This is a genomic window from Nitrosomonas sp. Is79A3, from assembly GCF_000219585.1.
Lineage (GTDB): Bacteria > Pseudomonadota > Gammaproteobacteria > Burkholderiales > Nitrosomonadaceae > Nitrosomonas.
This window is the reverse complement of record NC_015731.1, coordinates 596,194-618,168: the sequence shown is the minus strand read 5'-3', so window position 1 is coordinate 618,168 and position 21,975 is coordinate 596,194. Positions and strand designations below refer to the sequence as shown.

The following is a 21,975-nucleotide window of genomic DNA, read 5'->3' as shown; positions in this document are numbered from 1 at the left end:
GACAGGGTCAGGACGAGCGGTAATTTTGTCATTTCGAGCATAGCGAAAAGTCTATAGTGTTGATTCGCAAAGATTCCTCACTGTGTTCGGAATGACAAAGATGAGTTATTCAGAGTTTCCTTAATGTATCTTCCTTGCACCAATCAAATGCAGTGAATCTTCTTTACTTTGATTGAGCAAATGCCATTTTCTGATCAACGCCATCATAACCGATACAAATAAACCAAAAGCAACGATAACAGTATAGATATGCACTTCCAGTAATATCAGAACAGCATACAGTGACAGCATCGTGAGAATACTTAAATTCTCATTAAAATTCTGTACTGCGATGGAATGTCCGGCGCCCATCAAAATATGTCCGCGGTGTTGTAACAAAGCATTCATTGGCACAACGAAGAATCCGGCTAATCCGCCAATCAACATCAACAAAACAATTGCGATCCACAAATCTTTAACTAAAATCATGGCCATCACAACTATACCCATCGCAATACCCAGTGGAATCACTTTTACTGAATGTCTCAAAGAAATCCATCGAGCCGCCATAATTGCGCCAATAGCTATTCCCACTGCAACCACACCCTGAAGTTGCGCGGCTTGGTTGAGGGGGTAGTCCAGCGCCACTTCCGCCCATTTCAATACAATAAACTGTAGCGTTGCACCCGCTCCCCAGAACAACGTTGTCACTGCAAGCGATATTTGCCCGAGCTTGTCTGTCCATAGCAGCTTTATACAATGGGTAAACTCATGAATCAGATAAAATGGATTCTTCTTCGGAATACGGTGATCAACACCTGTATTTGGAATGTACAGATTAAATAACGCTGCAATGGCATAAATTATGGCTATCAAAAGAATACTGCTTTCCAATGCGCTATCAATTCCCGTGTCAATAATAGGAAAGTTAAATTCCATCAATACACTTGCAACTGCCGGCGTAATCAGAATACCGCCCATTACAGTACCTAATACGATGGATGCTACCGTTAATCCTTCAATCCATCCATTCGCGATCACCAGTTTTTCCGGCGGCAATAATTCCGTCAAGATGCCATATTTTGCTGGAGAATAAGCTGCTGCGCCTAAACCTACAACCGCATAGGCAGCCATAGCGAAATATTGATGCGCGGCGATAAATAATAATCCGCAGCCTAGGATTTTAATGGTATTGCTAATAAACATGACACGTCCTTTTGGCATAGAATCTGCAAATGCACCGACAAAAGGAGCTAGAATGACGTAGAACAACACAAAAACAAACTTCAGCATAGGTGTTAAATAGGCGGGTGCATGCAAGTCAATCAATAAAGCAATGGCAACAACCAGCAACGCATTATCTGCCAAAGAAGAGAAAAATTGCGCCGCCATAATAGTGTAAAAACCGCGTTCCAATCCAACTCCCCGTAAGTTTATATTTAACAGCAATTAGTTACAAAATAATTCTTTTTCTTAGCCACATCAGCAAAAACACTGACTGTTGTTTCCATTAATCGATAATTCGATTTAGAACGCAAGATTAGCATATCATGCCAACTAGAGAATTAAAGTATCTCTACACAAAAACCACATGAAAATTGAATCAGTACACTGAATTTAGATTATTATAAAAAACCTGCGAATCATACTCGCATCTGCTTACTCCGAACATAAATTAATGCCACGCCCTACCCAAGCTTTTATTGATCTTTCTGCACTAACACATAACCTGACTATAGTGCGTCACTATGCTCCACACGCACGCATCATGGCAATCCTTAAGGCGAATGCCTATGGCCATGGATTACTCCACACTGCCAGCGCACTAAAAGATGTTGATGGGTTTGCACTCCTCGAATTAGATGCCGCAATATGTTTACGCAATGCTGGCTATCAACAGCCTATCCTACTTCTGGAGGGCTTCTTCTCAATAGAAGAATTAGCACTATTTGAACAGTACCAACTCAGTGCTGTTATTCACCATACTGAACAAATTGCTATGTTGTCTGACTCTAAGTATCACGATCTAGATTTATTCATAAAAATCAATACCGGCATGAATCGTTTGGGATTAGCGCTTGAACAATTTCCACAGACAATCAGAAAACTAACCGAGAATCAGCGTGCGAAACGAATCACATTGATGACACATTTTGCCTGCGCTGATGATCCTGCGGAGGAAGAAAATGTGATGCAGCAGTTGGAAAGCTTTCAGGCAGTTACTAAAGGGTGCGGTTATCCGCGTTCACTCGCAAACTCAGCAGCGATCATCCGCTACCCCCAAACCCATACCGACTGGGTGCGGCCCGGTATCATGTTGTACGGTGCTTCGCCATTTCCGGACAAAACGGCATTAGAGCTCGATCTGCAACCGGCTATGACACTGTCAAGTAGAATTATTGCGATACATGAATTAAAAACCGGGAATAGAGTCGGTTATCACGGTCTTTTCCAGGCCGATCATCCGATGCGCATCGGTATCGTTGCATGCGGCTATGCAGATGGGTATCCACGTCACGCGCCAACAAATACACCGGTATTGGTGAACAATCAACGCAGCCGGTTATTGGGTCGTGTATCGATGGACATGCTGGCTGTAGACTTGACCGGCATTGAGAACGCGGGGCTTAATAGTCCGGTTGTTCTCTGGGGTAAAGAAATACCTGTTGATGAAGTAGCTCAAAGCGCTGAAACAACCAGCTATGAACTACTTTGTGCATTAGCACCACGAGTAGAAAGGATTGTTTTGGTATAGAACAACCCTACAATCCAATCTAATCGGGGTATAAATGCAAAATGTGATAGGTAACTATTCGACTTTTGCTTTACTGCGTAAATCTTGTACAACCGTCGCGAATTCACGTTGTAAAACTCGTTGCTGTATATTCTGTTTTACTTCTTCAAACGCAGGGACTTCCATTGGTCGTATATCCATTAATTGGATTACATGCCAACCGAAAGAAGTCTGCACGGGCTGCTCTGTCAATCCACCTTTCGATAATTTCACTAGTGCTTCAGAAAAAGGCCTGACATAAGCTGCTGGTGGACTCCAGTTAAGTTCACCGCCATTTTCCTTACTGCCATCATCTATAGATTTTTCCTCAGCGATTTTGGCAAAATTAGCACCCTTCTTGAGACTAGCAATAATATCCCGGGCCACACTTTCACTTTCCACTAAAATATGGCGAGCCTTATACTCCTTATCACCCATCTGCACTTTCAGAACTTCATATTCTTTACGTAAAGTATCGTCATTGACTGCATTATTTTTTATGTAATCCGCTTGATATGCTCTGACTAGTACTGATTGACGAGCTAATTCAAGTTGCGCAATCACTTCTGGATTCTTATCCAATTTCTTTTTTGTCGCTTCTTGTGCAAGAATTTCTTCTGCAATTAGATTTTCACGCAAAGCCTTTCTCATTTCCGGACCATCTGGCTGGCCCTGCGCCACGTTTGCTTTCACCATCAATTCCAGACGCGATTGCGGAATCGCTACGCCATTCACCTTAGCCACAACGCCTGTTGATTGAGCCTGAACTGATAGTGCGCTCAAGCCCAGAATACTAACTATCATTACTTGTGAAAATTTCGTCAAACGCATGGAATTTCCTTTTTTGTGATTTGGATAAAATTTATATTCGCCAGAATATATTGCCGAAAGTATACGCCTTAACTTAATAGGCGTGAATCTTTACATACCATCATTTACATTGAAACCATTTAAAACTATTTGAAACTATTGAAAGAAGTACAATTACAGACGTCCTATGCAGGCAATACCTTTTTAAAAGGTTTAACGGTCACTCTCCGATAAACCCCTGAGCTAACATAAGGATCTGCATCCGCCCAAGCCTGTGCTGCCTCGAGGGACTCAAACTCTGCCACAATCAGACTGCCTGAGAAACCTGCTGGCCCCGGGTCATGGCTATCGATAGACGGATAGGGGCCTGCCAGAATTAAATGTCCTGCTTCTTGTAATGCTTGAATTCTTTTTAAGTGTTCTGGACGCACTGCCATTCTTTTTTCCAGGCTATTCGGCACATCTTCACCATTTATGACGTACAGCATCATCTCTCTTTACTCGCTTTATTTTCTATTTTTTCCAGATTATCTTGTTCATTGACAGTTACATTTTCAACTACTGCTGAAGGCATGTCTTTCAGATATTTCCCGATCATCATCATTTGCACTATGATAAAAACAAGCATTAATCCAGTGGCGCCAAATAATTTAAAGGTAACCCATGTATCTACCGAAAAACTGAATGCAACATAAAGATTGATACAACCCATTGCTAGAAAAAAACCGATCCAGCTCAGATTTAACCTATTCCAAACAAATAATGGCACAACAATTTGTTTTTCGAGCATTGTTTGAATCAGGTTTTTTCTGAAAATTAGATTCGATACCAGCAAAACAGTTGCAATTAACCAATACAATACAGTCGGTTTCCATTTAATAAATGTTTCATCCTGGGATATTAATGTAGCACCACCAAAGATAACGATAATAGCCAGGTTTATCCACATCATTTTGTCCACTTCACGTCGGCGAAACCAAAGCCAGCCAATCTGCACAATAGCCGCCACTATAGCAACAGCAGTTGCAACAAAAATATCATACAGCTTAAAAGCCAAGAAAAATAAAATAACGGGAAAAAGATCAAATAAAAATTTCATCATTGCAAATGCTCAGTATTTATACTAATTGCCAGTTAAAAGATTGATTGTCAAAAACAAAAATTGTTTTTTATAGTAATACTGGAGGTAACTGGGCTGTAAGGTTATTTTTTTCCTTAATCGCTACGCCCAATAAAGCATAGCCTAATAAGTTGCCGGCATCATCCCGATAAAAAGCTTTTACACCGTCTATATCAGCATCAACATGCCACTCACCCTTGATACTAAAATCTGGTGGCGAAACCACTGTTGGACATGACGGCGTTTTTACAATTACTGGCATTGCAGGATAGAGGACTGGGGTTGATTTTCCTGCAAGTGTTGCTGCTATGGCTCTGGCCGCATGCGTAATCGGCATCACAAAAGGTAATACTTTCCCTTCAACTTCTGCACAATCACCCAAAGCATAAATATTACTAAATTGGGTTTGCAGCAAGCGGTTCACCACAATGCCGCGATTGACCGGAATACCCGCTGCGGCAGCAAGTTGCGTACGCGGACGCAGTCCTACAGCTGACAATATAATATCGGTTTCTATTGATGCACCGTTAGCAAACGTTATGCGTAAGTGATCTTGCATTTGATCAACCGATTGCGTAGTTGCATTTAAATGAAAAACCACACCCGATGCTTCCAGCTTCTGCTGTATAAAAGCACCGCCCGCGGGCGGCAAAAGACGCCCCAGCGGCTGCGCGCTAATATCTATCACATCCACATGGTAACCAGTAGTTGCCAAATCATTGGCAAATTCACAACCTATTAAACCTGCACCAATAATACTGACTCTTTTTTTCCCATCCAATGCATCACGAAACTTTTTATAATCATCGAGATCATTAATGGTTAATATCTTTTCTATGCCATCGCCCAATAATGGCAAGCGCACTTGATCTGCACCTAGCGCCAGGACTAGTCGATCATAGAATATTTTTTCACCGTTAATTAATGTCACCGCATATCCAGGTTCATCAATAGCGACCACACGGCAATGAGGACGGATAATAATTTTCAATTGTGACGCCATCTGAACAGCATCGCCGTTCAGAATAGATTCGGGAGTTCTCCCGGTTGATAAAGCATTTGACAGCATTGGCTTGGAATAAAAACCACCGTGATCGGCAGATATCATAACGATGGGAATCTCGGCATTCAGTTTACGTAGCTCTCGCGCCACCGCATAACCGGCCAATCCGCTTCCTACAATAACAACCGGATTACCCATTAGATCTCCACCATTTCAAAATCAGTTTTACTCACTCCACACTCGGGACAGATCCAGTTTGCCGGAATATCTTTCCACCGTGTACTTGCTTTAATACCGTGCTCCGGATCACCAATTGATTCATCATAAACAAATCCGCATATATTACATTGGAATCTTTTCATCTATTTTCACTTTCTTTATATGAAGTGATAAAAAAATATGCACATTGATTTAGGAAAATTTTCCACTAATCAATGTGCTCTATTTAATTGTCCAGCAATGATATACACGCAATAAAAAATGCAGTGCCCTGTTATTTCAATACTTAGCAAAATAGTCAGTTGATGTTCAAAATCAACTGCCGTATTTTTTATTTAGCCTCACTACTGTTGTTCACTAAGCTGGTACGTCTTTGCAAATAGGCGTCACGTGTAAATTCATACTTATCCAATGCAGCCTCTTCAAGCGTTTTATCGTCATCAAGAAATTGCGCACGCGCATTGATCGTCCTCGCAGCTGCAACCGGTAAACGTAGCGCAGTCGTATTAAGATAAGCAACATCTTTCATAAAAACACCTGTTACCCCTTGTGTAACGGGATCCATAAAGAAACCATCAACAGCAATACCGAATGTATCACGGGCGGAACTTGGTCCCAAGAAAGGTAAAACTATGTAAGGTCCACTGGCAACTCCATAGTGTCCCAGTGTCTGACCGAAATCTTCATTGCGCTTGTTAAGATTAATATCGCTTGCCGCACTGATATCACTGGCAATGTCGATTAAGCCAAATATACCAAAAGTAGTATTAATCAATAATCGTGTACTGCTTGCGAGTGCGCTCTTATAATTCAACTGAAGAACAGAGTTAGTTATCACCACCACATCGTTTAGATTGGAGAAAAAATTTCCAACCACCAATTCAATAGGATCGGGAGTAACCTTCTTATAACCTCTGGCAACTGGATCAAAAACATTGTCGTACACCATTTCATTAAAATTAAAAACAGCGCGATTCATAGGTTCCAGAGGATCATAAGGACCATTCTGGTTATTCGTTTTTGTCGAAGCACAACCAGTTAAAAATAAACCTAATACCAGACAAGCAGTAACTTTGAAACGGATAGTATTAATCATGTTCTTATTTATTCTAATAAAAATTCGATGGATCTTGCCACATTTATAAAAATGGTTCAATACGCGCCATCACAAAGTGTTATTCGTTCAGGTCAGCTATAAATTGATATTGCGCGCAAAAATTAAAAAGTCTCTAATAAATCAAATACCAAGTTTTTAATATACGACAAATTACTCTGGGTACTTTATGAAATTATTTATTCAGCAACATACAATACTTTCCGTTCAGACGATTTCCATTCCATTATGACGCAGTAGTGCGTCCAGCTCAGGTTCACGCCCACGAAAAGCAATAAACGACTCCAGTGCAGAGCGACTCCCTCCGACCGCAAGAATTTCTTCAAGAAAGTGTGCACCAGTCGCTGCATTGACAACACCGTCGGAAGCAGTTTCTTCAAACATACTATAAGCATCCGCTGACAGTACTTCCGCCCATTTATAACTGTAATAGCCTGCCGCATAACCTCCCGCAAAAATATGCGCAAAACTATTCGGAAAACGATTAAAGTCGGGTGGAATAATTACAGCTACAGCTTTTCGAATATCATTTAATAACTGTAACACAGTCTTGTCACCATTTGGCTTAAAATCAAAATGCACATGCATATCAAAAAGTGCGAACTCAATCTGCCGCAGCATCTGCAGTCCACTCTGAAAATTCTTGGCTTTCAGCATCTTATCAAATAAGGCTCTGGGTAGCGATGCGCCTGTATCAACATGTTGCGTCATCCCGGTCAGCACATCCCATTCCCAACAAAAATTCTCCATAAACTGGCTAGGCAGTTCTACCGCATCCCATTCAACACCGTTGATGCCTGACACACCCAAATCTTCAACTTGTGTCAGCAGGTGATGCAAGCCATGACCAAACTCATGAAATAATACGATCACTTCATTGTGCGTAAATAAAGCCGGGCGGATTTGCTGATTAATAGTGACAGGTGCCGAGAAATTACAGGTGAGGTATGCAACAGGTATTTGTATGACATGCTTTCCTGTTTGCTGATTTTCAATTCGCCGGCGTGTAACGGCATCGTCCATCCAGGCACCGCCGCGTTTTGTAGGGCGCGCATAGAGATCCAAATAAAATTGACCAATTAACTGTCCATTGGCGTCATGAATATCAAAAAACTTTACATCCGGGTGCCAGCACTGAATATTGCATGAAGCCGCTGCGGAAACGATACGGATGCCATATAGCTTTTCCACCAGCTTAAACATGCCGGCCAGCACTTTATCCTCCGGGAAGTATTGTTTGATTTCCTGATCAGAAAAAGCGTAGCGTTCTTCACGCAATTTTTCACTGACATAAGCCAAATCCCAAGCTTCAAGTTCTGCCAGGCCCAGCTTCTCAGCTGCAAATTGCCGGAGGGCTTGTAGATCCTGTTCAGCATATGGTTTTGCTTTAGCCGCTAGCTTTCTTAGGAAATCCAGAACCTGCTGCGGGAAAGTCGCCATTTTTGTTGCCAGCGAAACTTCAGCATAATTCTCATAACCCAGCATTTGCGCCGCTTCTTGGCGCAGCGCCAAGATCTTGTTAATGAGCGGCATATTGTCCTTATCCGATCCAGTCTGGTCATCAAACTCGCTGGCACGCGTGGCATAAGCACGGTACATCTTTTCGCGAAAATCGCGATTGTCGGCATATTGCAGCACCGGAAGATACGATGGCATATGCAAGGTAAACTTCCAGCCTGTTTTGGAATCTGCTGCAGCCAATTCTCTGGCTGTCTGTAATACATCAGCCGGAATACCCGCTACGGTTTCTGCATCCTCAATGAATAATGAAAAAGCATTCGTGGCATCCAACAAATTATCATTGAATTTTGAAGACAAGCTCGATAGCTCTTCTTGGATCTGCAAGAACCGTTGTTTTTTATCAGATGGCAATTCCGCGCCGCCTAAACGAAAATCTCTCAATTCATTTTCTATAATTTTTTTTCGCGCCGGGGTCAGTTGATCGAATACCCCACTTCCACGTAACTGCTTAAATTTTTCAAACAACAGCAAATCTTGCGACAATTCGGCATAAAACTGAGTAATCAATGGAAGATTCTGATTATAGATTTCCCGAAGCTGCGGGCTATTCATCACCGCATTCAAATGCGAGACCTGCCCCCAAGCGCGTGACAAACGTTCACTCGCATCTACCATTGGCTGAACAAAATTTTGCCAGGTAGGCGGTTGATCATCTCCACGCACTTTTTCAACTACTGCACGATTCTCTTTCAGCAGCACATCAATGGCTGGCGTAATATGTTCATCCTTTATTTCTGCAAAACGAGGCAGTCCGGAAAAATCAAGTAATGGGTTTGACATGTTGCTCCAATTAATCAGTTAAACAAATTGCATCGTGTTATTTCTATGGATAAACAAGATATCCCGTCGTTCAGCGCTCATAAACAATATGTCCATTCACCAAGGTATATTTAACACCACCCGGTAACTCCATACCCATAAAAGGGGTGTTTTTCCCTTGACTTAAAATGGCTGATGCTGTCACTTTCCAATAATAGTCCGGATCAAAAATACAGATATCAGCGGCACTCCCGACAGACAGATGTCCGGCGTCAATTCCCAATATTTCAGCCGGTTCTGATGTGATTTTTGCCAAAACTTGAAGTAAAGGCAAGCGCATTTCATTGCCCCATTTTAAAGTTAATGGCAGCAATAATTCCACGCCTGTTGCACCGATCTCAGACTGACCAAACGGCAACAATTTGGCATCCTCGTCTACCGGCGCATGATCTGAACAAATCGCGTCAATCGTACCGTCCAACAAACCATTGCGTAGCGCGTCCCGGTCACTCGAGCTACGCAATGGCGGCATCAGATGACAATTCGAATCAAAAAAACCAATATCCATATCAGATAAATGCAGATGATTAATCGTCACATCACAAGTCATCGGCAAACCCTGCTGTTTAGCTGCGCGAACCATTGTTAATCCTTCCGCACTGGAAATCCGGCACAAATGCACTCTGACCCCTGTTTCTTTGGCCAACAAAATAATATTGGATATAGCTATTGTTTCCGCACAGACTGGAACTGTAGGCAGGCCCAGCCGGGTTGCCACTTCGCCATCATGCGCCACGCCGTCATTAGTCAAACTAATCTCTTGTGGACGTAGCCACACGCTAAAACCAAATGTAGAGGCATACCGCATCGCCTGCATGAGCACCCGCAGATTAGGTAACAAGCCATCCGGCTGGCCAAAAACAACACATCCCGCGTCGTTTAATTCGGCCATTTCAGTCAAGCGTTCTCCGCGCAATCCCTGAGTGAGTGCACCGATGGGGTAAACATGTGCCCGATTAAGATTCTTGGCACGATGTTTCAACATTTCTACCAAACCCGGTTCATCTAACGGCGGATCCGTATCCGGCGGGCATGCAAAACTTGTTACCCCTCCGGCAACCGCCGCTTCCATTTCGGATTCAAGAGTCGCTTTATATTCCAATCCAGGCTCACGCAAGCGTACAGATAAATCAACCAAACCTGGGCATACTATTAACGATTCTGCATCAATGACTCGGCTGGGTTGAAATTCATTAGGAGCCGTACCTATTGCAATGATTTTACCTTTCGAAATAAAAATATCCTGAACAGTATCGGCACCCTGTTTTGGGTCAATCAGACGTCCATTTTTAATATGAATTTTCATGATGACAACCTTAGACCTGATTGCCTGCCAGAATTGACATCACAGCCATACGCACCGCTATACCGAATGTGACTTGAGACAAAATTACAGACTGTTTGCCATCGGCAACCGCAGAATCGATTTCCACACCGCGATTCATCGGACCAGGGTGCATAACGATCGCGTCACGCCGGGCGAGGGATAATTTATCCGGAGTAAGTCCATAGTATTTAAAAAATTCCTCCGAGCTGGGTAAGTTCGCGCCTTTCATCCGTTCATTTTGCAAACGCAACATCATCACTACATCAACATCTTTGAGCCCCTTCGCCATATCGTGATAAACATGCACACCCAGCCGCTCCACCATTCTTGGTAACAAAGTCTTAGGTGCAATCACGCGAACTTCCGGCACGCCCAGTGTAGTCAATGCATGAATCTGGGAGCGTGCTACTCTGGAATGCAGAATATCGCCAACAATAGCTACGCGCAAGTTATGAAAATCCCGTTTGTAGCGCCGGATTGTGAACATATCCAGCAAAGCTTGTGTCGGATGTGCATGACTCCCATCACCAGCATTAATCACATGAACATCTGACCGGACATGCTTGGCAATCAAATGAGCAGCACCGCTCTGTGCATGCCGCACAATAAACATGTCCGCATTCATCGCGGTGAGATTATTGACTGTATCCAGTAATGTCTCACCCTTGGATTGCGCAGAAACTGCAATATTGAGATTGATGACGTCTGCCGACAAACGCTTGGCAGCAATTTCAAATGTCGTTCGTGTGCGTGTACTGGGTTCAAAAAAAAGATTGAATATCGATTTTCCACGCAGCAATGGGATCTTTTTGACATCACGTTCGGTGACACCCACGAATGATTCGGCAGTATCCAATATATGCAGCAAAATAGAAGCCGGCAATCCTTCCGTTGTCAGTAAATGCTGCAGCACACCATTTTCATCGAGTTGCGGATTCCTATTGATCATTCTGGAAGACTCTTATCATACAAATTCAGACTTAACTTTCCGCTTTCTTCCCGTTTCAATTCCAGCATTTTATCGGCCGGCAATTCAAGCACTATGCCGGTAAATTGCGCAGCGATCGGCAATTCCCTGCCGCCCCGGTCAACCAAAGTAGCCAAACTAATGGAGGCAGGGCGGCCGTAATCAAATAATTCATTGACTGCTGCACGAATTGTCCTCCCGGTATGCAGCACATCATCAACCAATATAATATGCGCTCCTTCCACTTCAAAAGGTATTTCTGATGGCTTAACCTGTGAATGCAAACCGATTTTATCGAAATCATCGCGGTAAAAAGACACATCCAGCGTTCCTAGCGGCTGTGTAATTCCAAGTTCCTGATGCAGGCGTTCAGCCAGCCAAACTCCGCCCGTGTGAATACCCACAAGTACAAAATCCTTACCGCCATCAGATCGTATTTTTTTTGCGAGACTTTTGAGTAAAATCTCAGCGTCTGGTAATTGCATGCTGTTCGTCAAAGAATGATTGGAGTATTTGTTGTGCGGCCACTTGATCCAGCACTGATTTTTGTTTTCTTCCGGCAATACCCGCTTCGCGTAATGCGGCACTGGCCATTTGGCTAGTATAGCGTTCATCTTTCAAGATTACCTTGATGTTAAAACGCCCTGCCAAACGTCGCGCGAAGCGCTGGCTTAATTGTGTCAGCTCATGAGCTGTTCCATCACTATGCATGGGCAGACCGACCACCAATAAAACCGGCTGCCATGTGTCGAGCAATTGAGCAATCACTGCAAAACGCTGTTCTGTCACTTCGTTATCAATCGTCATGAGGGGACGTGCTATACCCAGCATGTTATTGCCAATCGCCACACCAATACGCTTCTTCCCAAAATCAAAAGCTAATACGGCCCCCTGAGGAAGCTGCTCTAGTGACTGATACTCCGGCTGCCCATCCGAAAAATTTTCTGTCATCCGTAATGATATTTATGCATGTCCAATTTCATTGGAAAGATTTGCACAATTAGTAATGCCCAATAGCTGCATCGCAGCAGGTAGCCTTTCTTCGGACGGCATATCAAATATCACATCCGCCGAAGCTGGCACCGTTAGCCATGCGTTTTGTGCTAATTCATGTTCAATTTGGCCCGCAGCCCAGCCAGCATAACCCATCGCAATCAGTACTTGCTCAGGCCCTTCGGCATTTGCTATGGCTTTTAAGATATCCAGTGACGTAGTTAGCCCTACTTCTTGATTGACAACCAATGTCGATTGCCATTTACCTACCGGATGATGTAATACAAATCCGCAATCTAGTTGTACAGGTCCGCCGAAAAGCACAGGCGTTGATTCTGCGAGAGAGTCCATCTGTGAAATACCGAGTTGTTTAAAAAGATTGCACAGCGTCAGATCAGTGGGCCGATTAATAACGATACCCAGCGCGCCTTGTTCATTGTGTTCACAAACATACGTCAGAGTCTTGGAAAACAAAGAGTCCACCATTGTTGGCATAGCGATTAAAAAATGGTGTGTCAGATTAATATTTTTCATTGCAGAAATTTTCTTCACTGATTGCTTGATCGCTCTGATTTCTCTTCTTGCTCGACAAATTATAAATTTATGCCACGCTCAAACCCAATATGCTGTTTGAGTCATTACTTTTGATCCAAGTTTCATCGTGAACTTTACCGGTAGCGGCAATTCTGCGCCGCCATATGATAACGCCATGGTCGCATGACTGGCTTCATCAATTTTCATCTGCGTCACAATGGCACGGCTTTTCTCGTCATTATGAGGCAGAAGCAGCAAATGACTGCCTAAATGCGCCCCAACTTGGTGCTCCGTCTCAGCCAGGAATCCTAAATTCCATTTATCTCCCAGCATTCCCGCCACAACACCAATGGCAAAAGATCCGCCATACCAAAGTGGATTGAGTAAGCTTTTACGTCCGCCCAGTTCAGCGATACGGCGCTCCGTCCAAGCCAGATGCTCTGTTTCTTCACGTGCAGCCTGCATCAATGTTTGCTGTACTGTTTCATTACGCGCCGTTAATCCTTGTCCTTGATACAGCGCTTGCGCACAGACTTCACCCACATGATTCACACGCATTAATGCACACGATAGCCGTTTCTCCATATCCGTCAATTCAGCTTCCGGCAATTCACTACCGGGGACAGACCGCAAAGTTTGAGCTGGCGTCAGCAGAGTGCGTAAGGCACTGTCAAAACCAATGATAAGCTTATCAATATTAATCATAGTCTTTACTTCGTAAATCGATAGAATTATGCATCCATTATAGGCCGATATTTAGAGATTCAGGTACACTTAAATTCTGACCTGCCTACACCCGATAAAAACTGGTTTTCATTATAATTCCAAACCCATTTGTCTTGCCAATAATGTAACTGGGTGCAACACTTCTAAGTCTATTCCTTTTTCGTATAATCCATTTGCTATATGCATTGCGCAACCAATATTCGAAGTCACTAGGTGTCGAGCACCGCTATCCATCGCCGCAGATAGTTTGGGTTCCAGCAGACTACTCGCAATTTCAGGCTGATCCATGAAATAAGTCCCCGCAGCACCGCAGCATTGATCATTACCTGGTAGAGACACTATTTGCACACCAGGTATACGGGCAATCAATTTGTACGGATACACTTGATCCCTTAATACATTACGCAAACTGCATGGATCATGCACCAGAATTTTTTGCGGCAATGGTGCTATTTTCACTCTTTCCCATCCTTCAGCCGTTGCCAGAAACCGGCTGATGTCTGTAATCAAATTACGCTCATCAACTACTCCGGATTCAAGCAACTGTACACCACATCCCGATGCGGCACTGATAATCGTGTCCGCTTTGAGTCTGGAAAAAGCTGATTTGTTTTGTTGTGCCAATAAAGCAGCTTGTTTCAGTGCGCCACTATGCTGATGGAGGGCACCACAACAAGTTTGATCTGCTGGAATATGGACGGTATAACCCAAGCGATTCAATACATAGATGCTCGAATTTAATGTCGAGACATCCGTTATTCGTGCCACACATCCCAAGAACAAACCGACTTCACCACGCTTTTTACCTTCCGCCGGATATATATCCCTCCAAAGCTTACCCGGAGCACGCTTCCCATCAACAATCGCTGCAAGAGGAAACTTAACCAAAGGAAGCTGCACAATAAATTTAAATAATTTATTTTTCTCCAGTTGGTCCAGCTTTTGCAGCCAACGTAACCAACCGCTTTTCTGTATAAAATAAAACAATCGACGCAAACGATCTATGCGTGCAGGCCGGGTAAGCAGCTGCTTTTCCAACACACTGCGCGCACTTGACTTTCGAATGACCGTCATGGATTCTGAGTGATCTGCAATCAACGCACGCGTCTCATCAATTAAATGACCATAGGAAACATTATTCGGACAAACAGATTCGCAAGCCCGGCATGTTAAGCACCGATCCATATGTAGAATAAATCGCGCATTCAAAGGAATGCGTCCATTAACAACCCCGTTCATCAAAACAATACGCCCCCGCGGAGAATCAGCTTCTGATTTTAATAATCGATAAGTTGGGCAATGCGGCAAACATAAGCCACATGAAACACACTGGTTTGATTCATGAATAATATAATCTTTGGAAAACTTCGGGAGCAATTTATCTATTCCACTATAGAAGCGTATGTTTAACGCGTTTGTTAATTTCTGCTGGTTAAGAGCTTATAGCCGCAAGAGTATGGTTATTTTATCACTTGTCAGAATTACAGAAATTACTGTAAAATTAAAAGTTATTTCAATTCAAGCTTCATAATTATAGACAGGCTTATAGGCAAAAATATGGTTATTATCAGATTGGCAAGAGGTGGCGCAAAAAAACGTCCGTTTTTTAATATGGTTGTGGCAAATTCCCGCTACGCACGCGACGGCCGGTTTATAGAGCGCGTTGGCTTTTATAACCCAAGAGCTACCGGTGGTGAAGAAACATTGCGGGTTCAACTGGATCGGGTTGCATATTGGCAATCCCAAGGTGCCCAGCTATCAACAACGGCAACCCGGTTGGTCAAACAATTTTCTACCAGCAAAGAAGCGACGGCAAATAGCTAAGACAGATAAATCAGTCGTTCCGATGGCGATAATGGGTCATATTATCGGCCCTTTTGGAATTCATGGTTGGGTAAAAGTCAATCCTTACACTGAATATATTGACGGACTACTGGAATACCCATCTTGGTGGTTAAGAAAAGAAAATGACGAATGGCAAGAAGTGCGCGTTGAAACCGGGCATATTAACGGTAACATATTAAACGCAAGACTAAAGGAATGCACTGACCGCACACAGGCTTTGAAGCTCAAAGGAATGCAAATAGCAGTTCCACGCAGTCAATTGCCAGATTTACCAGAAGACGGGGACAGCGGCTACTATTGGTCAGATTTAGTTGGCACTGAAGTGGTGAATTTAGAAGGCAAAGAACTTGGTAAGGTGATAGGTCTGTTTGAAACGGGTGCGAATGACGTATTACGCGTACAGTGCATGGATCAAGAAGGAAAAGAAAGGCTCATCCCTTTTATCGAACATATTATCGTAAAAGTTGATTTAAAGCTTTCTCGGATCACGGTTGACTGGGGTATAGACTATTAAGGTGACAAGCAATGGCGTTTGAATGCGATGTCATCACATTATTTCCGGAAATGTTTAATGCCATTACGCAATATGGCGTTATAGGGAAGGCGAATAGGAACGCCATCTTTCAACTTAACACATGGAATCCGCGCGACTTTACTCACGACAATCATCGTACGGTAGATGACAGCCCTTATGGCGGAGGGCCGGGGATGGTCATGATGGCACAACCATTAGAAGATGCCATCACTCAGGCTAAAGCAAGACAAAAGGCATTGGGTATTGAAAAAACTCAGACAGCCTATCTGACACCACAGGGAAAGCGGCTTGATCACGAAATGGTCAAACAACTTAGCACACTCCCGGGCTTAATATTGCTCTGCGGGCGGTATGAAGGCATAGATGAACGCTTAATCATGCGCCAAGTTGATATGGAAATTTCTATTGGCGATTATGTTGTCTCAGGTGGCGAGTTGGCTGCAATGGTATTAATCGATTGTATCGTCAGACAGATTCCAGGAACATTAGGTGATCCGGAATCCGCGAATCAGGACTCTTTTGCTGATGGGTTATTGGATTGCCCGCACTATACTCGCCCTGAGATATATAAAGGCAACCAGGTGCCAGAGGTACTTATGTCAGGAAACCATGCGCATATTCGACGCTGGCGCTTACAACAAGCGCTCGGCAGAACATGGTTAAAACGGCCTGATTTATTTGAGTTAAAATTTGCGCATGGCATGACAGTAGAAGAAGAAAAACTTTTGGAAGAATTTAAACAATCCTGTAAATCCAGGTAAGATCTGCAAATAGGGGAAGAAGACATGAACTTAATTGAACAATTGGAAGCAGAAGAAATAAAGCGACTTAACAAAGAAATACCTGTTTTTTCCCCGGGAGATACAGTTATTGTTAATGTCAATGTTGTTGAAGGCGACCGCAAACGTGTGCAGGCTTATGAGGGTGTTGTGATAGCAAAACGCAACCGTGGTCTGAATTCCGCATTTACAGTTCGTAAAATTTCAAGTGGTGAAGGCGTAGAACGCACTTTTCAAACATACTCGCCATTGATAGCGAGTATAGAAATCAAGCGGAGAGGCGCAGTTTGCCGCGCAAAACTTTATTATCTTAGAGATCGCGCTGGAAAATCAGCACGTATCCGTGAAAAATTACCCGCTCGCGCTAGCAGCACTAAAAATTCAAGTTCCGCTTCATCGGATACAGCGAAAGAAACCGCTGTATAGTTCGTAGTTCCATCAAATATATTGGAATAGGGATTCCGTACATTCTAGACACACTGTACGGAATCATCTGTTTTATATAACTTATATTTACTTGAGCAATTCCATAACGTTCTCAGGCGGTCTGCATAATCTCGCTTTGCTGCCACGCACGACTATGGGGCGCTGAATCAGATCTGGATTCTCCACCATTGCTTTAATGATTTCGTCATCCGATGCCGCACCTAAGTTTCCCGCAGATGGCTCATCTTTGCGCAAAAGATCACGTACCGGCAAATTGAGCTTCTGAACCAACTCTCGCAATTTATCAATCGTTAGAGGAGTTTCATAATAATTGATCGATTCAAATTCTTCACCACTTTCTTTCAGCAGAGATAATGTCGCCCTACATTTACTGCAGGTAGGCTTCTGATAAATAACTATCTTGTCACGCATAGACTTTCCTGTTATTGATACAAGGCAGATTCGATATTCCGGGACAAACCTAATAAATTTATTTCACGCCACACTCAGATGAAATTGCCTTATGCGCTGCTGATGAGCCACTCAATCCGAAAGTATCGATTGTTTCCGTACCGCGCGCTGATGCACCCTTGATTACCAATGAATTCCCGCGCTTTATACCATCCGTTATTTTATTATCGGTTGCTTCATCAGAAGCCCAGGCTGAGTCATCCTGAGTAAAAAGACGAAAACTTTGATTATTCACTGTAACTGTCGCTTCACTGCCAGGTTTGTATGCATAACCGGCAATATAACTAAAAACATTTTTACTTTTCTCAGCAGGACGATGGGTAATTAAAGCAAATACATCACCGCGCTTTGAGTAATTGCCTTCTGATTTCTTGGGCTTACTCACCATATAGCAAACTTTGTTATTGTTTTCCATAAACATATAGGCCGTCCAGTCACCGTGTTCACCAATCAATTTTGGCTCTGCGGCTTGAACCGAGTTACACAACGTAAAAACAGCACCAGCTATTATTAATTTTCTAAATTTATGCTTCATTTCGGAAACCTTGAGTATGATGGTCGATACGATTTCAGTGATTGATCAGAGTCAAGATGCAGCATCTAAAATCTAAATTCTTACAATCAGCAAACAATGATTAACAACCTTCCATCTTGTAAATGTAAAAACCATTCTTGTTGATCTCATCAGTCACATTTGCAGGTGCGCTCTGGCTATGACAGAAGCTACATTCCTTACTGGTGACCGTTGCGTCCGCTTCGCCAATTGTAGAAAGCCATTGCTTTGCATACTCAACCGCTTTCTGATCATCCTTCACCGCTGTGAATACGTCAAAATGCATCGTATGCCCGTCTTTCGCTTTAACATAAGTATCATAAACATGAATTTGCATATTATTATTTCCCTGAAAAAATATGTATTACAACAACAAGCGCACTGTAACAGCCCGCTCTATTACAAATGAGATATATTAACTATACCAATTAATCTATTAAACTGCCATGAGAATTACACCAATACTACCGGAAGATCCGCATAGTCAGTTACCATTTCTTGAACATGGTTAGCATTATTTCTTTCTCGCGACGATGACACCATCGCGCGTTGGATTAATAAATGTATCAAAATCCGGGTCAGAAAAAATCAGCCGATTATGTTCTACAATCGCTTTTGTTGAATCATACTCAGCATCCGGGCAATTCTTCATGGCTACACGGCCATGCCACAACACATTGTCAGCAATATATAGCCCGCCGGGACGTATCCGATGCTTGGCCATTTGCCAGATTTCCGGATAATAGCCTTTATCCACATCGTTATAACAAATATCAAATAGACCATTAGTCTGTGCGAAAACATCCTGCGCCCTATCCACACAGAATTCTATACGTTGCCATAAAGCAGCAGTGGAAAGATACTTTTCTGCGCGTTCGCGATTCGTGTCATTAGCGTCACTGCAAATGACACACCCATCGGCACCAACAGCCCTTGCAAACCAGTAAGCCGAATAACCATAACCGCTGCCGAATTCAAATACCCGCTTTGCGTTAATCATTTTCGCTTGTGTTTCAAGAAAAACACCCACCAAGCGATTAACAATCGGAAAATTTCTTAGCTGTGCAAATTTTTCCATTTCTATGAGAACAGGATGATCAGTTTGTGTTAATAAACTGATCATATAGTCATCAATTGCCGGATTAACAGGAATTATCTCAATTGAATCATGAATAACCGGAGATTGAGAATCGATCACTTTTCCTCCCTAATAAGAGCGGATCAGAACAGAGTTGTTCACTTTGTCGCCATCAACACAGATTCCTCACCGGAATTTTTATCGAATTGAAAAACCAGGTACGCAGCCAGCTGAAACCAGAATCCTCTCAACACATCACGAGTTGTCATACACTGACATCCTGCTTTAGTAGTTTCTGCTGACGGTGAGCTACTTTGACCAATCCCATAAGCACCGATCGGTGTCGTCCAAGAATTCGGATTGCTAAAACCAGATTTTTGAGCAAGCCGAACCAATGTTTTACAGGTAAATAGATGTATATGCCGAGGCGATTCAAGACCACGCCAGCCAGCCCCAAATTTGCGATGGCCATAGCTCGCAACATTCGGTGTCAGCAATACCAGTAGACCGTTCTTTTTAAGTAGACGGTGACACATCCTCAACAAAGCAACAGGATCATGTACATGTTCAATGACATGACTCAGAATCACAACATCAAATTCTCCGGGAGTATCCATGGTTTCAAGCGGCCCTAAATGGACGGGAATACCTTTTTCTTCACGCACATACTCCGAGGCCACCGGATCAATCTCCTGCCCTGTGACATCCCAACCCAAAGCCCGCATTCGCGCCAATCGTTTTCCGTTGCCGCAACCCACCTCCAGTAACCGGCCTGGGGCTATTTTATTCAGATACATACACTTATAACGGCGGCGCTCGCTACGTAACCCCAGTAAGCTAATGCTCAGAGTGTGCAGAATGCTGCGAACAATACGAGCCAACCGTGTTTGTTGTGCATAACTAGATTGATCATGCGTGTAATAATTTTGGTAAGCTTTGCCAACCTCATCAATCGTCGGCCTGGGATCTAACCAGACCACACCGCAATCGGCATCTGTGCATTTTTTGAACGTCCATTCCCCGGGAGCGCCAAAAAGCCGATCCACCAGATTACGATACACTATCGTTCCCTGCTTACCGCACAGATAACAAACAGTGGTTGTTTCAGTGCCAATTCGTTCTGGTTGCATAATATGCTTAGATCCTCTCTGGTACTTGTCTGTGCCAGCTCATGATAATCCCCGTGATCAACAACAAAAGAACCGGCGTCCTGCTGAAAATAATAAAAGCATCGGTAAACCCTGCCAGAATAATATAACTCACCAATCCTGCACCCAATATCGCTAAGCGGCTTCTCTTAAACGCCTGGTACCAGCCCCAGTACAAAAACAGTAAAGCCAGCATACCGGGAACACCGATATGCATACCAATCTCGATCCAATCATTATGATAATGGGAGGTTTCCTGAAATTCCGGCAAATCCTTATATATGCCATTTTTGTACGTCAAAATTGCATTGTCGAAATAGCGTTCAGGCGAACCTGTTCCATAGCCCGACAGGGGGCGCTCAGCGATAGCGTGCAGTCCAACATCCCACATGGCAAGACGATATCCTAAGCTAGAACTGTAATTACCTTGTTGTAACAATTCAATATCATTTTTTGCTTGAATTAATCTATCCTGAAACACAGGACTGTTATAAGCAAAAATCACGGTGACTATCGAAACGGAAATTAGAATACCTATAAATTTTCTGATTTCTATTTTGTAGCGCAAGAATGCCATAAGCAATACAGCGATTAGCGTTGCGAGCAGAAGAATTCTTCCATTCTGATGAAATTGAATAAATATTAACGCAATCGCCACAATCCACAACAATATCCCTAGTTTCTTTGACCGATTCATGTCAGCAAAACCAACTGCCATTATTGCACCAACCCCAAGCATGGCTGAAAAACTCAGATAAGACATTCCCACGAGCGGAATACCCTGAACTCCCAGGGCAAGCCACTGATAGATCCCTACAGACAGAACACCCAAGTAGCCTGTCGCCAGCCCGCCTATCGCCCATGGCAGGCGTTTTCTATTCAACAGCGAGTAGAATGGAATGAAAATCAATAGGATAAAGTACTTTAACCATTTCATTCGTCCGTTTCCCAGCAACTCACTCCATAACAACCCTAAAAACAAAAGCGTGCATAACAGAAGAATCGCCTGTACAAATGGTTCTTTGATAGCCTGACTTAATCGATACAAACCGCCGTCTAATACCCAAGCGATCCCGAGCAACGGGAAAGAAACATAATTCACCTCGCTACGCCAGAACCCCAGGCAGAGGAGAACTAGCGCAAACCTTACCAACAATTCTTGATGTGTAATATTAGCTGGCATAAAACCAATTGAAGGCTGTTTTCAATAAATCGTTTTAAATTTGAATTGCTTG

Annotated in this window: 26 protein-coding genes; 5 read left to right on the top strand and 21 right to left on the bottom strand. The window is 43.2% G+C overall.

Annotated features, from left to right (window positions below):
• Positions 1-120: 120 nt before the first annotated feature.
• Positions 121-1,395, bottom strand: coding sequence for a lysophospholipid transporter LplT (gene lplT / locus NIT79A3_RS02860; RefSeq protein ID WP_013964760.1), 1,275 nt, complete (start codon positions 1,393-1,395; stop codon positions 121-123).
• Between the two features lie 262 nt (positions 1,396-1,657).
• On the opposite strand from lplT, the gene alr reads away from it, so the two are divergent.
• Positions 1,658-2,734 carry an alanine racemase gene (alr, locus tag NIT79A3_RS02855; protein ID WP_013964759.1) on the top strand — a complete coding sequence of 359 codons (1,077 nt, stop codon included), beginning with the start codon at positions 1,658-1,660 and terminating at the stop codon, positions 2,732-2,734.
• Positions 2,735-2,788: 54 nt separating this feature from the next.
• On the opposite strand, the gene NIT79A3_RS02850 is transcribed toward alr, so the two are convergent.
• The 14 genes from NIT79A3_RS02850 to NIT79A3_RS02785 all read right to left on the bottom strand — a co-directional run bounded on the left by NIT79A3_RS02850 (position 2,789) and on the right by NIT79A3_RS02785 (position 15,282).
• Positions 2,789-3,583 carry a peptidylprolyl isomerase gene (locus tag NIT79A3_RS02850; RefSeq protein WP_013964758.1) on the bottom strand — a complete coding sequence of 265 codons (795 nt, stop codon included), beginning with the start codon at positions 3,581-3,583 and terminating at the stop codon, positions 2,789-2,791.
• A 164-nt stretch (positions 3,584-3,747) separates the two neighbouring features.
• Positions 3,748-4,050, bottom strand: coding sequence for a YciI family protein (locus NIT79A3_RS02845; protein WP_041360486.1), 303 nt, complete (start codon positions 4,048-4,050; stop codon positions 3,748-3,750).
• Positions 4,050-4,661 carry a septation protein A gene (locus NIT79A3_RS02840; RefSeq protein WP_041360485.1) on the bottom strand — a complete coding sequence of 204 codons (612 nt, stop codon included), beginning with the start codon at positions 4,659-4,661 and terminating at the stop codon, positions 4,050-4,052. Before NIT79A3_RS02840 ends, NIT79A3_RS02845 begins: the two co-directional genes overlap by 1 nt.
• A gap of 70 nt (positions 4,662-4,731) precedes the next feature.
• Positions 4,732-5,883 carry an FAD-dependent oxidoreductase gene (locus NIT79A3_RS02835; protein WP_013964755.1) on the bottom strand — a complete coding sequence of 384 codons (1,152 nt, stop codon included), beginning with the start codon at positions 5,881-5,883 and terminating at the stop codon, positions 4,732-4,734.
• Positions 5,883-6,047: a rubredoxin gene (locus NIT79A3_RS02830; RefSeq protein ID WP_013964754.1), complete on the bottom strand. Its 165-nt coding sequence runs from the start codon at positions 6,045-6,047 to the stop codon at positions 5,883-5,885. The genes NIT79A3_RS02835 and NIT79A3_RS02830 overlap by 1 nt, the downstream gene beginning before the upstream one ends.
• 188 nt (positions 6,048-6,235) lie before the next feature.
• Positions 6,236-7,000 (bottom strand): VacJ family lipoprotein, encoded by a 765-nt coding sequence (locus NIT79A3_RS02825; RefSeq protein WP_013964753.1) that lies wholly within the window; start codon positions 6,998-7,000, stop codon positions 6,236-6,238.
• Between the two features lie 225 nt (positions 7,001-7,225).
• Entirely contained in the window at positions 7,226-9,319 is a 2,094-nt protein-coding gene (locus tag NIT79A3_RS02820; RefSeq protein WP_013964752.1) for a M3 family metallopeptidase, read from the bottom strand.
• 70 nt (positions 9,320-9,389) lie between these two features.
• Complete coding sequence (locus NIT79A3_RS02815; protein ID WP_013964751.1) at positions 9,390-10,664, bottom strand: dihydroorotase; 1,275 nt, start codon at positions 10,662-10,664, stop codon at positions 9,390-9,392.
• Between the two features lie 10 nt (positions 10,665-10,674).
• On the bottom strand, positions 10,675-11,634 hold the full coding sequence (locus NIT79A3_RS02810; RefSeq protein ID WP_013964750.1) for an aspartate carbamoyltransferase catalytic subunit: 960 nt from the start codon (positions 11,632-11,634) through the stop codon (positions 10,675-10,677).
• On the bottom strand, positions 11,631-12,137 hold the full coding sequence (pyrR, locus tag NIT79A3_RS02805) for a bifunctional pyr operon transcriptional regulator/uracil phosphoribosyltransferase PyrR (RefSeq protein WP_013964749.1): 507 nt from the start codon (positions 12,135-12,137) through the stop codon (positions 11,631-11,633). Before pyrR ends, NIT79A3_RS02810 begins: the two co-directional genes overlap by 4 nt.
• Positions 12,118-12,603: a Holliday junction resolvase RuvX gene (gene ruvX / locus NIT79A3_RS02800; protein WP_013964748.1), complete on the bottom strand. Its 486-nt coding sequence runs from the start codon at positions 12,601-12,603 to the stop codon at positions 12,118-12,120. Before ruvX ends, pyrR begins: the two co-directional genes overlap by 20 nt.
• A gap of 12 nt (positions 12,604-12,615) precedes the next feature.
• Positions 12,616-13,179, bottom strand: coding sequence for a YqgE/AlgH family protein (locus NIT79A3_RS02795; RefSeq protein WP_013964747.1), 564 nt, complete (start codon positions 13,177-13,179; stop codon positions 12,616-12,618).
• Positions 13,180-13,257: 78 nt separating this feature from the next.
• Entirely contained in the window at positions 13,258-13,884 is a 627-nt protein-coding gene (coq7, locus tag NIT79A3_RS02790; protein ID WP_013964746.1) for a 2-polyprenyl-3-methyl-6-methoxy-1,4-benzoquinone monooxygenase, read from the bottom strand.
• A gap of 111 nt (positions 13,885-13,995) precedes the next feature.
• Positions 13,996-15,282, bottom strand: a complete 1,287-nt coding sequence (locus NIT79A3_RS02785; protein ID WP_013964745.1) for a (Fe-S)-binding protein — start codon at positions 15,280-15,282, stop codon at positions 13,996-13,998.
• Between the two features lie 180 nt (positions 15,283-15,462).
• Here NIT79A3_RS02785 and rpsP point away from each other — a divergent pair, with 180 nt between their 5' ends.
• From rpsP to rplS, 4 genes are read left to right on the top strand one after another with little or no spacing between them, the layout of a single operon-like run.
• Positions 15,463-15,729: a 30S ribosomal protein S16 gene (rpsP, locus tag NIT79A3_RS02780; protein WP_013964744.1), complete on the top strand. Its 267-nt coding sequence runs from the start codon at positions 15,463-15,465 to the stop codon at positions 15,727-15,729.
• 31 nt (positions 15,730-15,760) lie between these two features.
• Positions 15,761-16,264, top strand: a complete 504-nt coding sequence (gene rimM / locus NIT79A3_RS02775) for a ribosome maturation factor RimM (protein ID WP_013964743.1) — start codon at positions 15,761-15,763, stop codon at positions 16,262-16,264.
• A gap of 11 nt (positions 16,265-16,275) precedes the next feature.
• Complete coding sequence (trmD, locus tag NIT79A3_RS02770; protein WP_013964742.1) at positions 16,276-17,046, top strand: tRNA (guanosine(37)-N1)-methyltransferase TrmD; 771 nt, start codon at positions 16,276-16,278, stop codon at positions 17,044-17,046.
• A 24-nt stretch (positions 17,047-17,070) separates the two neighbouring features.
• Complete coding sequence (rplS, locus tag NIT79A3_RS02765) at positions 17,071-17,490, top strand: 50S ribosomal protein L19 (protein ID WP_013964741.1); 420 nt, start codon at positions 17,071-17,073, stop codon at positions 17,488-17,490.
• Positions 17,491-17,577: 87 nt separating this feature from the next.
• Here the strand turns inward: rplS and NIT79A3_RS02760 are convergent, their stop codons facing one another.
• The 6 genes from NIT79A3_RS02760 to NIT79A3_RS02735 form a co-directional block, all read right to left on the bottom strand.
• Positions 17,578-17,922: an arsenate reductase family protein gene (locus NIT79A3_RS02760; protein ID WP_013964740.1), complete on the bottom strand. Its 345-nt coding sequence runs from the start codon at positions 17,920-17,922 to the stop codon at positions 17,578-17,580.
• A 58-nt stretch (positions 17,923-17,980) separates the two neighbouring features.
• Positions 17,981-18,496, bottom strand: coding sequence for an invasion associated locus B family protein (locus tag NIT79A3_RS02755; RefSeq protein WP_013964739.1), 516 nt, complete (start codon positions 18,494-18,496; stop codon positions 17,981-17,983).
• Positions 18,497-18,596: 100 nt separating this feature from the next.
• On the bottom strand, positions 18,597-18,851 hold the full coding sequence (locus NIT79A3_RS02750; protein ID WP_013964738.1) for a DUF2024 family protein: 255 nt from the start codon (positions 18,849-18,851) through the stop codon (positions 18,597-18,599).
• Positions 18,852-19,028: 177 nt separating this feature from the next.
• Positions 19,029-19,712 (bottom strand): class I SAM-dependent methyltransferase, encoded by a 684-nt coding sequence (locus NIT79A3_RS02745; protein ID WP_013964737.1) that lies wholly within the window; start codon positions 19,710-19,712, stop codon positions 19,029-19,031.
• Between the two features lie 38 nt (positions 19,713-19,750).
• Positions 19,751-20,722: a class I SAM-dependent methyltransferase gene (locus NIT79A3_RS02740; RefSeq protein WP_013964736.1), complete on the bottom strand. Its 972-nt coding sequence runs from the start codon at positions 20,720-20,722 to the stop codon at positions 19,751-19,753.
• A 7-nt stretch (positions 20,723-20,729) separates the two neighbouring features.
• Positions 20,730-21,923, bottom strand: coding sequence for an O-antigen ligase family protein (locus NIT79A3_RS02735; RefSeq protein ID WP_013964735.1), 1,194 nt, complete (start codon positions 21,921-21,923; stop codon positions 20,730-20,732).
• Between the last annotated feature and the right edge of the window lie 52 nt (positions 21,924-21,975).

Coding starts and splice junctions, on each gene's coding strand:
- alr (WP_013964759.1), top strand. CDS start 1,658: ATGCCACGCCCTACCCAAGCTTTTATTGATCTTTCTGCACTAACACAT.
- NIT79A3_RS02850 (WP_013964758.1), bottom strand. CDS start 3,583: ATGCGTTTGACGAAATTTTCACAAGTAATGATAGTTAGTATTCTGGGC.
- NIT79A3_RS02845 (WP_041360486.1), bottom strand. CDS start 4,050: ATGCTGTACGTCATAAATGGTGAAGATGTGCCGAATAGCCTGGAAAAA.
- NIT79A3_RS02840 (WP_041360485.1), bottom strand. CDS start 4,661: ATGAAATTTTTATTTGATCTTTTTCCCGTTATTTTATTTTTCTTGGCT.
- NIT79A3_RS02835 (WP_013964755.1), bottom strand. CDS start 5,883: ATGGGTAATCCGGTTGTTATTGTAGGAAGCGGATTGGCCGGTTATGCG.
- NIT79A3_RS02830 (WP_013964754.1), bottom strand. CDS start 6,047: ATGAAAAGATTCCAATGTAATATATGCGGATTTGTTTATGATGAATCA.
- NIT79A3_RS02825 (WP_013964753.1), bottom strand. CDS start 7,000: ATGATTAATACTATCCGTTTCAAAGTTACTGCTTGTCTGGTATTAGGT.
- NIT79A3_RS02820 (WP_013964752.1), bottom strand. CDS start 9,319: ATGTCAAACCCATTACTTGATTTTTCCGGACTGCCTCGTTTTGCAGAA.
- NIT79A3_RS02815 (WP_013964751.1), bottom strand. CDS start 10,664: ATGAAAATTCATATTAAAAATGGACGTCTGATTGACCCAAAACAGGGT.
- NIT79A3_RS02810 (WP_013964750.1), bottom strand. CDS start 11,634: ATGATCAATAGGAATCCGCAACTCGATGAAAATGGTGTGCTGCAGCAT.
- pyrR (WP_013964749.1), bottom strand. CDS start 12,137: ATGCAATTACCAGACGCTGAGATTTTACTCAAAAGTCTCGCAAAAAAA.
- ruvX (WP_013964748.1), bottom strand. CDS start 12,603: ATGACAGAAAATTTTTCGGATGGGCAGCCGGAGTATCAGTCACTAGAG.
- NIT79A3_RS02795 (WP_013964747.1), bottom strand. CDS start 13,179: ATGAAAAATATTAATCTGACACACCATTTTTTAATCGCTATGCCAACA.
- coq7 (WP_013964746.1), bottom strand. CDS start 13,884: ATGATTAATATTGATAAGCTTATCATTGGTTTTGACAGTGCCTTACGC.
- rpsP (WP_013964744.1), top strand. CDS start 15,463: ATGGTTATTATCAGATTGGCAAGAGGTGGCGCAAAAAAACGTCCGTTT.
- rimM (WP_013964743.1), top strand. CDS start 15,761: ATGGGTCATATTATCGGCCCTTTTGGAATTCATGGTTGGGTAAAAGTC.
- trmD (WP_013964742.1), top strand. CDS start 16,276: ATGGCGTTTGAATGCGATGTCATCACATTATTTCCGGAAATGTTTAAT.
- rplS (WP_013964741.1), top strand. CDS start 17,071: ATGAACTTAATTGAACAATTGGAAGCAGAAGAAATAAAGCGACTTAAC.
- NIT79A3_RS02760 (WP_013964740.1), bottom strand. CDS start 17,922: ATGCGTGACAAGATAGTTATTTATCAGAAGCCTACCTGCAGTAAATGT.
- NIT79A3_RS02755 (WP_013964739.1), bottom strand. CDS start 18,496: ATGAAGCATAAATTTAGAAAATTAATAATAGCTGGTGCTGTTTTTACG.
- NIT79A3_RS02750 (WP_013964738.1), bottom strand. CDS start 18,851: ATGCAAATTCATGTTTATGATACTTATGTTAAAGCGAAAGACGGGCAT.
- NIT79A3_RS02740 (WP_013964736.1), bottom strand. CDS start 20,722: ATGCAACCAGAACGAATTGGCACTGAAACAACCACTGTTTGTTATCTG.
- NIT79A3_RS02735 (WP_013964735.1), bottom strand. CDS start 21,923: ATGCCAGCTAATATTACACATCAAGAATTGTTGGTAAGGTTTGCGCTA.